General features: G+C 65.5%; 9 protein-coding genes, 1 tRNA gene and 1 pseudogene (1 of these 11 running past the window's edge). 5 read left to right on the forward strand and 6 right to left on the reverse strand.

What is annotated here, in order from left to right:
• Positions 1 to 29: 29 nt before the first annotated feature.
• Positions 30 to 476, forward strand: coding sequence for a DUF1348 family protein (locus AC1DSD_RS00120; RefSeq protein WP_478027595.1), 447 nt, complete (start codon positions 30 to 32; stop codon positions 474 to 476).
• 13 nt (positions 477 to 489) lie between these two features.
• On the opposite strand, the gene AC1DSD_RS00125 is transcribed toward AC1DSD_RS00120, so the two are convergent.
• Positions 490 to 1,752 carry an MFS transporter gene (locus AC1DSD_RS00125; RefSeq protein ID WP_478027596.1) on the reverse strand — a complete coding sequence of 421 codons (1,263 nt, stop codon included), beginning with the start codon at positions 1,750 to 1,752 and terminating at the stop codon, positions 490 to 492.
• Positions 1,753 to 1,831: 79 nt separating this feature from the next.
• On the opposite strand from AC1DSD_RS00125, the gene AC1DSD_RS00130 reads away from it, so the two are divergent.
• A complete protein-coding gene (locus AC1DSD_RS00130; RefSeq protein WP_478027597.1) occupies positions 1,832 to 2,371 on the forward strand; it encodes a TetR/AcrR family transcriptional regulator in 540 nt (179 codons plus the stop codon).
• 45 nt (positions 2,372 to 2,416) lie between these two features.
• Positions 2,417 to 3,385, forward strand: coding sequence for a quinone oxidoreductase family protein (locus AC1DSD_RS00135; RefSeq protein WP_478027598.1), 969 nt, complete (start codon positions 2,417 to 2,419; stop codon positions 3,383 to 3,385).
• 55 nt (positions 3,386 to 3,440) lie between these two features.
• Here AC1DSD_RS00135 and AC1DSD_RS00140 read toward each other — a convergent pair.
• Positions 3,441 to 3,531, reverse strand: a tRNA-Ser gene (locus tag AC1DSD_RS00140).
• Positions 3,532 to 3,619: 88 nt separating this feature from the next.
• On the opposite strand from AC1DSD_RS00140, the gene AC1DSD_RS00145 reads away from it, so the two are divergent.
• Both AC1DSD_RS00145 and AC1DSD_RS00150 read left to right on the forward strand, forming a co-directional pair.
• The gene (locus AC1DSD_RS00145; protein ID WP_478027599.1) at positions 3,620 to 4,516 is read left to right on the forward strand and encodes a peptidylprolyl isomerase; all 897 of its coding nucleotides are present in this window, start codon (positions 3,620 to 3,622) and stop codon (positions 4,514 to 4,516) included.
• A 131-nt stretch (positions 4,517 to 4,647) separates the two neighbouring features.
• Positions 4,648 to 5,064: a DUF2147 domain-containing protein gene (locus AC1DSD_RS00150; RefSeq protein ID WP_478027600.1), complete on the forward strand. Its 417-nt coding sequence runs from the start codon at positions 4,648 to 4,650 to the stop codon at positions 5,062 to 5,064.
• 117 nt (positions 5,065 to 5,181) lie between these two features.
• Here the strand turns inward: AC1DSD_RS00150 and AC1DSD_RS00155 are convergent.
• The 4 genes and pseudogenes from AC1DSD_RS00155 to AC1DSD_RS00170 all read right to left on the reverse strand — a co-directional run.
• Positions 5,182 to 5,685: pseudogene (locus AC1DSD_RS00155) on the reverse strand (ABC-type transport auxiliary lipoprotein family protein); the annotation flags it as partial.
• A 1-nt stretch (position 5,686) separates the two neighbouring features.
• Positions 5,687 to 6,637: an MlaD family protein gene (locus AC1DSD_RS00160; protein WP_478027601.1), complete on the reverse strand. Its 951-nt coding sequence runs from the start codon at positions 6,635 to 6,637 to the stop codon at positions 5,687 to 5,689.
• Positions 6,637 to 7,440 carry an ABC transporter ATP-binding protein gene (locus tag AC1DSD_RS00165; protein ID WP_478027602.1) on the reverse strand — a complete coding sequence of 268 codons (804 nt, stop codon included), beginning with the start codon at positions 7,438 to 7,440 and terminating at the stop codon, positions 6,637 to 6,639. Before AC1DSD_RS00165 ends, AC1DSD_RS00160 begins: the two co-directional genes overlap by 1 nt.
• A protein-coding gene (locus tag AC1DSD_RS00170; RefSeq protein WP_478027603.1) for an ABC transporter permease crosses the window boundary here: on the reverse strand, positions 7,440 to 8,325 show its 3' portion. Its footprint extends 230 nt past the window's final position; the window shows 886 of its 1,116 coding nt (coding positions 231-1,116); its start codon lies off the right edge, out of view; its stop codon occupies positions 7,440 to 7,442. The genes AC1DSD_RS00165 and AC1DSD_RS00170 overlap by 1 nt, the downstream gene beginning before the upstream one ends.

Genomic DNA, 8,325 nt, shown 5'->3' on the forward strand with positions numbered 1-8,325 from the left:
CAGATACTCCGGAGAGGATCGAAAGGCCGATGCCCAATTTCAGCCCGGCGATGGAGCAGCATGTCCGTGCCGCGGAAAACGCCTGGAACATGCGTGACCTGCAAGCGATCCTGCTCGCCAGCACGATCGATTGTCAGTGGCGCAATCGCGTGAACTTCCTTTGGGGTCGCGAGCAGATCCGCACCTTTATCGAGCGCCAGCTGCGTCGCGAGATCGACCTCCGGCTGATCGTCGAGATCTGGGCGGAGGGAGATCGCCGGCTCAGCACGCGCCATGCCGCCGAATTCCACAATGACAGCGGCACGTGGTTCCGTGTCTATGGCAGCGAGGAAACCGCGTTCGACGGAGCCGGGCTGGTCGTGCGACGGCTCACTGCCGCCAACGAGCATCCTATCCAGGAGCATGAGCGTGCTCTGCGTTGGCCGGCGGGACCGCGCCCGGCCGAGCATCCGGGCCTGACGGACCTGGGTTTCTAGTTTGAAACGGAGGCTAGCCGCCCTCTACGGCCGGCGTGAAATCCATGCCTCTGGTTTCGCGCAACAGTGCAGCCGCGACCAGCACCAGTGCATAGGCGATGGATACGTAGATGCCGATCGAATGCGCGATGCCATGAGCGGCGATGCTACCGCCCACCGCGAGAGGGGTAAGGCCGGCCACGCCGCGTCCGACATTGTAGCAGAAGCCGAGTCCCGATCCACGCAAGCGCGTCGGGTAGAGCTCATTCAACGCCGGCCCGATCGCGCTGTAGAGGCCCATCGCGAACAGCCCCAGCGGGACGCCGAGCGCGAGCAGCGCGGCGTCGGACACCGGCAGTTCGGTCGCGATCAGCACCGTCCCGATCCCGCCCAGCGCGAAGATCGCGAGTGTCGCTCGGCGTCCGATCCGGTCGCTGAGCGTGGCGCCGAGCATATAGCCGGCGAGCGATCCGCCGACGAGCATCGCCATGTGGATGGCTGTCTCGGCCGTCGTCATGCCGCGTTCGAGCTTGAGCATTGTCGGCCACCAAGTCGCCAGCGCCCAATAGCCGCCATGCGTCCCGATCGCGAGCAGAGAACCCCGGGCAGTGTTGCCGCCCAATTCGAGCGAGAAGATCCGATGCCAGCGATCGGCGCCGGCGCTGGCGAGAAAGGTGGCGGATTCACGGAGTTGCATGCGGGCGAGAAAGATCGCGACGGCGGGCGGCAAGCTCACGAAAAAGGTCGCGCGCCAGCCCAATTCCGGCGGGAGCAGGGCGATAGCGATCGCGGATGTCGCGGTCGCGAGGCCCCAGCCGATTGCCCAGGCGCTCTGCGCGGTTCCAACCAATCGACCGCGCGTCGCCGCTGCGGCGATCTCACCCATGAACACCACGCCGACCGCCCATTCGGCACCAAAACCGAGACCCTGAAGCATTCGGGCGACGAGCAACTGCTCGTAATTCTGTGCCATTCCGCACAATATGGTGGAGGCGGCCATGCAAAGAATGGTGATCCGCAGCAACCGCACTCGACCAAGCCGATCGGAGAGCAGGCCCGCCAGCCAGCCGCCGGCGGCGGAAGAGACAAGCGTGACGCTCGCGAGCAATCCCCCGGCCGAAGGGGAGAGGTGCCAGAGCGTCAGCAGCACCGGCAGAATGAACGCATAGAGCTGGATGTTCATCGCATCCATGCTGAACCCGGCATAGGTGCTGCGAAACGCGCGCCGGCCATTCGGGTCGAGATCGCGATACCAGCTCGGGGTGATCATCGGGATGCGGGGCGCCGGAAAAATCATTGGAATTTCCCCAAGCACATCTTGAACGATCGTTCCAGTACATTAATTCATGGGCATGGCACGCCCCAAGGAATTCGACGTGGATACCGCCGTGGAGGCTGCGGTGGAGGTGTTCCGCGAGCATGGTTTCGAGGGCGCGTCCGCGCAGATGCTGGTCGATGCGATGGGGATCGGTCGGCAAAGCCTGTACGACACGTTTGGCGATAAATGGGGCGTCTATCTGGCGGCGGTCCGTCACTATTCGCAGCAGGAAGTGCGCGCGCACGGCGAGGTGCTGGCGAGCAGCGAAAGGGGCGTCGACGCAATCCGCGCAATGCTTGATCGCGTGGTGGCGGACGCGGGGAGAGGGTGCCTCGGTCTCGGCTCCATCGTCGAGTTCGGGTGCACCCGACCGGATCTGGTGAAGAGTCGTGAGGCTTCGGGCGACATCCTGGCCCGCTCGGTAAAGAACGCGCTCGTGAAGGCCAGGGACCAGGGAGACATTGCGGCTGACCTCGATCTCGATCATCTCGCGGCCTTCCTGGTGACGACGATTGCCAGCATCCGTCTCGCCGCACGGTCGGGCGCCGATGGACATCTCCCCGCTTTGGTCGATCTCGCGATGCGCGCCTTGCGCTGATTTTTTTGCCCAATTTTGGAACGATCATTCAACAAGGAGTCTGATATGAAGACCATAGTGATGACCGCGATCGGCGGGACCGAGATACTGGAGATGGTGGATCTGCCCAACCCCGTAGCGGGGCCTGGCGAGGTGCTGGTCGAGGTCGCGGCCAGCGGGGTCAATTTCATGGACGTGGGCGTGCGCCAGGGAATGGCGTGGCACGAGACGCCGCTGCCGCGCGCGCTGGGCGTCGAGGGCGCGGGGCGTATAATTGCACTAGGCGAGGGAGTGACGGACCTCTCGATCGGACAGCGCGTGGCCTGGGTCTATGCGCCGGGCAGTTATGCCGAGCGGATCGCCATTTCAGCCAGCTCGGTCGTGCCGGTGCCCGAGGATATCGACGACCGCACCGCTGCGTCGCTGATGATGCAGGGTTTGACCGCCAGCCATTTCGCGACCGATTTTTACCCCGTCCAGCCGGGCGATGTCGCGTTGGTGCATGCGGCCGCGGGCGGATTGGGACAATTACTCACCCAGATCATCAAGCTGCGCGGCGGCACGGTGATTGGCCGAGTTTCGAGTAATGCCAAGGTCGAGGCGGCAAAGGCCGCGGGGGCAGATCACGTGGTGGTCGATGCCGAGGGCGATTTCGCTGCCGAGGTGCACCGGCTGACCGGCGGCGAAGGCGTGCACGTCGTCTATGACGGTTCGGGCCCCACGACTTTTGACGGCTCGTTGGCTTCCTTGCGACGCTCGGGGACCCTGTGCTGGTTCGGCCCGGTGCTCGGCGGCCCCGGCCGGATCGATCTCATGAGCCTGCCGCGCAGCATCAAGCTCGGTTATGCGGTGTTCTTCGATCACATTCCCACGCCCGAATTGTTGCGTGCCCGCACGAGCCGCCTGTTCGACTGGGTTCGCCAAGGCAAGTTGCGGGTGGCCGCCGCGACCGAGTTCGGCCTGTCGGATGCGGCGAAGGCGCATGAAGCGATGGAAAGCCGTGCGACAACGGGCAAGTTGCTGCTCATGCCTTGAGCGGGCCCCACTCACGGCTCGGGCATGGCGGCGTTCCGTGGTAGAGCAGACCGGCTGGCGGAGCGGGAGGGATTCGAACCCTCGATACGCTTTTGACGTATACTCACTTTCCAGGCGAGCGCCTTCGACCACTCGGCCACCGCTCCGCATTGCCGGGAAGCGTCGCCCCTAGAGATACCCGCGCGTCCACGCAAGCGCTTGCCGGATCGGGCGGGGGTGTGGCAGCTTCCGGTCATGCCGATCCTGCTCTCGCTCGCTCTCGCGCTCGCCGGCCAACCCGCCGCCGACACCCCGAAAAAACCCGCGGCCACGCCGCCGCTCTCGCCGACCGAGATCGCCAACAAGGCGCCGGCCGCGTCGTGGCGAACGATCGCGGATGACGACATTCTGATCTTCACGCTGGCCAACGGGCGCAAGGTGATCATCCAGCTCGCGCCCGCTTTCGCGCCCCAGCACGTCGCGCGGATGCGGATCCTCGCCAATCGCCGCTGGTGGGACGACACCAGCGTCTATCGCATCCAGGACAATTACGTCGCGCAATGGGGCGACGTCACCGAGAAGAAGAAGCTGCCCGATGGCGTCGCCGATGGCGGGCCCAGCGAATATACGCGGGCAGGGGGCTTGCCGGTGGTGCGCATGACGCGGCCCGACAGCTTCGCCTCGCTCGCCGGGTTCACCGCCGATGGCTGGCCGGCGGCGTCCGACGGCAAGCGCAGCTGGCTGACGCATTGCTATGCCATGGTCGGCGTCGGCCGCGATCTCGCGCCCTCGGTCGGCAGCAGCGCCGAACTCTACGCGGTGATCGGCCATGCGCCGCGCGCGCTCGATCGCAACATCGCTTTGGTCGGGCGCGTGATCGAGGGGATCGACGCTCTGTCCTCGCTCGAGCGCGGCACCGGCAAGCTCGGCTTCTATGGCGATGGCCAGAAACCGACGCCGATCGTCAGCGCACGGCTGGCGAGCGCCTTACCGGCGGGCGAGCGCCCGCATTTCGAATATCTCTCGCCCGCCAGCCCCGATTTCGCGCGCTATCTCCACGCCCGCGAAAATCGCGAGCCGCCATTCTTCACCGTGCCCGCGGGCGGAGCGGATATCTGCAACGTGCCCGTCCCGGTACGTCGCAAGACCTGACCGGCGCATCGCAAGGCTTGAGGCATACATACGAATTCTTGCCATGGTCCACGCTAGTGGCGCCGCATTGCCGCCCCATATCGCGATTAGTTTGAAATGCCCGGGTCAGGCGGGAAAATCGGGAAATCGTTATGTTGTCGCTGCTTACCATGGCGCTGGCGCTTGCCGGCCAGACCCCGCCAGTGGCGCCATCGGTCGATGGCGTGTGGGCCAATCCCAAGGGAACGGTCCAGGTGCGCACCGGGTCGTGCGGCGACAAGATCTGCGGCTGGATCGTGTGGGCGAGCCCCAAGGCGCAGGATGATGCGCGCAAGAAGGGCGTGAACCAGCTGATCGGCACCGAACTGTTGCGCAGCTATCGCGCGACCGATCGCGCGCATTGGGCCGGGCAGGTCTATGTCCCCGATATGCAATCGGCTTTCTATTCGACGATCACGATGGTCGATGCGCAGACGCTCAACATCAAGGGCTGCATCCTGGGCGGGCTGTTCTGCAAGGCGCAGATCTGGCGCCGCGTCGCGAGCCCGGGCGCAATGGCCGCGCGCTGAACTTGAATCTCCTCTCCCGCGTGCGGGAGAGGGAGGGGCCCGCCGCCGCCAGCAATCGGCGACTTCGCCGGCGACCTGATTGGCCGCCTGGTTGAGCGCCGGGCCGACCGAATTGGCGTCGATCTGGGCGACCGGCACACGCGCCTCGAACTTCTTCTTCTCGACCTTGCTCGCATCGCTCCGGATCAGCGAGCCCTCGAACGTCACCACTGCCTCGTGCGTGCTGCCGTCGATCCCGAAATTGCGCAGCTCGCCCGACAGGCGGGCGCCGGGGTCGCTGAACGATTGCGCCGGGGTCAGCACGACGCGGCCGGTCTTGGCGGCGATCGTGTCTGACATCACCCGAGCGAACAATCGCTGCGGCGCCTCGACCCAGGCGACGTCGGTGACATAAGCGAGCTGGTCGCCGGTCTGCACCGGCACACGCGCGACCGCCAGCGATTGCGGCACCACCGGCACCTGGATGGTCACGGTCTTGGCGCTCGCCGAATTCTGCGTCGATCCGACGGGTAAGGCCGCCGTCGAGTTGATCGTCAGCAGCACCTTGGGCGGCTTGCCGCCGAAGCTGAGGCAGCCCGCAAGCGGCAAGGCGAGGAGCAGGGGAAGAAGGCGCTTGGTCATCTCACTTGCCCTTGTAATCGGGGAGCTTGGGACTGCCGACGATCGATCCGGCGCCGCCGCGATCGATCTTGTCGGCCACCGAGGACAGCGACTGCGACATCTGGCGCAGATCGTGGATCAGCTGGCCGAGCTCGGGAATGGTCTGTTTGGAGAAGCTCTGCAGGCCGGGCCGGGCATCGCCGATCGCGGCGTCGAGCGTCTCCATCGACTTCTGCGCCGACGCCACCGCCTTGTTGAGGTTGCCGACGGCTGGCTTGACGTCGTTGGACAACAGGCCGTTGGTCGTCGCGGCGAGATCGCCGATCTGCTGCGACGCCACGCCCGCCTTCTGGATCGCGATCCGCGTCTCGGCCAGCGTCGCGGCGATTTCCGGCCCGCGATCCGACAGCGCCTTGCTGAGCTTGTTGGTGTTGTCGAGGATGCCGGCGATCGATGCCTGGTTGCGATCACTGAGCAGAGCGGTCAGTCGCTCGGTCAGCGTCGTCAGCCGCTCGAGCAATTGCGGCGCGTTGGACAGGAGCGCGCCGAGCCCGCCGGGTTTGGCCGGGATCAGCGGCACGCCCAACGGGCACGCGCTGTTCGAGCAATCGATCAGCGGACGGCCGGCCTGCGCGCCGTCCAGCTGGACGGTCGAGGGACCGGTGAAGCTGCCCTGGATCGCGGCGGTGGTGCCGAGCAGGATCGGCGTCTTGTCGTCGACCGACACGCGCACGCGCACGAATTCGGGGGACTTGGCGTCGAGCTTGATGTCCTTGACCTGGCCGATCGGCACGCCCGAGAAATTGACCGCCGAGCCCTTGGCCAGGCCGTCGACCGATTGCTTGAACAGGATGTCGTATTCGCGCTTGCCCTCGGCGCCGAAGCGCGAGATCCACACCATGAACAAGGCGAGCACGGCGAGCAGGATCAATACGACCCCGCCGACCAGCACATGATTGGAACGCGTTTCCATCAGTCAGCCCCTGCCTTGCCCATGCCCGCTTCCTGCGTCGCGACCGCGGCGCGGCCGCGGGGGCCTTTGAAATATTCCTCGATCCACGGGTGATCCAACGCGATCAGCTCGTCGATCGTGCCGACCGCGATCACTTTCTTGTCGGCGAGCACCGCGACACGGTCGCAGATCGCATAAAGCGAGTCGAGATCGTGCGTGATCAGGAACACGGTCAGCCCCATCGTGCGCTGCAACGACAAGGTCAGCTCGTCGAACGCCGCGGCGCCGATCGGATCGAGCCCCGCGGTCGGCTCGTCGAGGAACAGCAATTCGGGATCGAGCGCCAGCGCGCGCGCCAGGCCGGCGCGCTTGCGCATGCCGCCCGACAGCTCGGCCGGATATTTGGGCCCGGCGTCAGCGGGCAGGCCGGTCATCACCACTTTATACGACGCGATCTCGTCGAGCAGCGCGGGATCGAGGCCCGGGTAGAATTCCTTGATCGGCACCTGGACATTCTCGGCGACGGTCAGCGTCGAGAACAGCGCCCCGCCTTGGAACAGCACGCCCCAACGCTTGCGGATCTCCATCGCCTCATATTCCTCGAGGTCGATCGTCGGTTCGCCGAACACGGTGATCTCGCCTTCATCGGGCACCTGCAGCCCGATGATCGACCGCATCAGCACCGACTTGCCGGTGCCCGATCCCCCGACCACGCCCAATATCTCGCCGCGCCGGACGTCGAGGTCGAGCCCTTCGTGCACGACCTGCTCGCCAAAACTGTTCTTCAAGCCGCGGACGCGGATGACGATGTCGTCGTCCGCCATCAAATCCATCCGACCGACGAGAAGAATACCGCGAAGAACGCGTCGAGCACGATCACCAGGAAGATACCCTGGACCACCGCGGCGGTGGTGCGCAGGCCGACCTGCTCGGCATCGGCCTCGACCAACATGCCCTGGAAACACCCGGCGATGGCGATGATCGCCCCGAACACCGGGGCCTTGATCATCCCGACATAGACGTCGCTGATCGGCACCACTTCGCGGATGCGCTGGATATAGGTGACCGGCGGGATGCCGAGCGCGATCCAGCACAACAGGCAGCCACCCATCATTGCGATGAGCGCCGAATAGAAGCCGAGCAACGGCATCATCACCACCGCCGCGATCACGCGCGGTACGACCAGTGCCTCCATCGGCGAGACGCCGATCGTTCGCATCGCGTCGATTTCCTCGGTCAGCTTCATCGTGCCGATCTGTGCGGCGAACGACGATCCCGATCGCCCGGCCACCATGATCGCGGTCATCAACACGCCGAGCTCGCGCATCGACAGGCGCCCGACGAGGTTGATCGTATAGACCTCGGCGCCGAACTGACGCAGCTGTACCGCGCCTTGCTGCGCAATGACGATGCCGATCAGGAAACTCATCAGGCCGATGATGCCGAGCGCCGAGACGCCAACCACCTCGAACCGCTGCACCGTCGCGTTGAAGCGGAAGCGGCGCGGGGGCACGAAGATGCTCTTGATGATCGCGCCGAACGCCAAAGTCGTTGCACCCAGGAAACCGAGCAGGCCGACCATCGTCTTGAACGTCTGGATCGTCGCTTCGCCGATTTCCCCCAGCACGCGATAGAAAGCGGGGGCATGCTGGGCTCGGATCACGACCGGCTGGTCGGCAGCCTGAACCTGGTCGAACAGATGCTGGGCG

Source organism: Sphingomonas sp. P4_D12 (assembly GCF_056401895.1).

Bases quoted from the DNA above. Each gene is read 5' to 3' on its own strand.
- AC1DSD_RS00165 (WP_478027602.1), bottom strand. From the start codon at position 7,440: ATGGCGGACGACGACATCGTCATCCGCGTCCGCGGCTTGAAGAACAGT.
- AC1DSD_RS00120 (WP_478027595.1), top strand. From the start codon at position 30: ATGCCCAATTTCAGCCCGGCGATGGAGCAGCATGTCCGTGCCGCGGAA.
- AC1DSD_RS00150 (WP_478027600.1), top strand. From the start codon at position 4,648: ATGTTGTCGCTGCTTACCATGGCGCTGGCGCTTGCCGGCCAGACCCCG.
- AC1DSD_RS00125 (WP_478027596.1), bottom strand. From the start codon at position 1,752: ATGATTTTTCCGGCGCCCCGCATCCCGATGATCACCCCGAGCTGGTAT.
- AC1DSD_RS00145 (WP_478027599.1), top strand. From the start codon at position 3,620: ATGCCGATCCTGCTCTCGCTCGCTCTCGCGCTCGCCGGCCAACCCGCC.
- AC1DSD_RS00135 (WP_478027598.1), top strand. From the start codon at position 2,417: ATGAAGACCATAGTGATGACCGCGATCGGCGGGACCGAGATACTGGAG.
- AC1DSD_RS00160 (WP_478027601.1), bottom strand. From the start codon at position 6,637: ATGGAAACGCGTTCCAATCATGTGCTGGTCGGCGGGGTCGTATTGATC.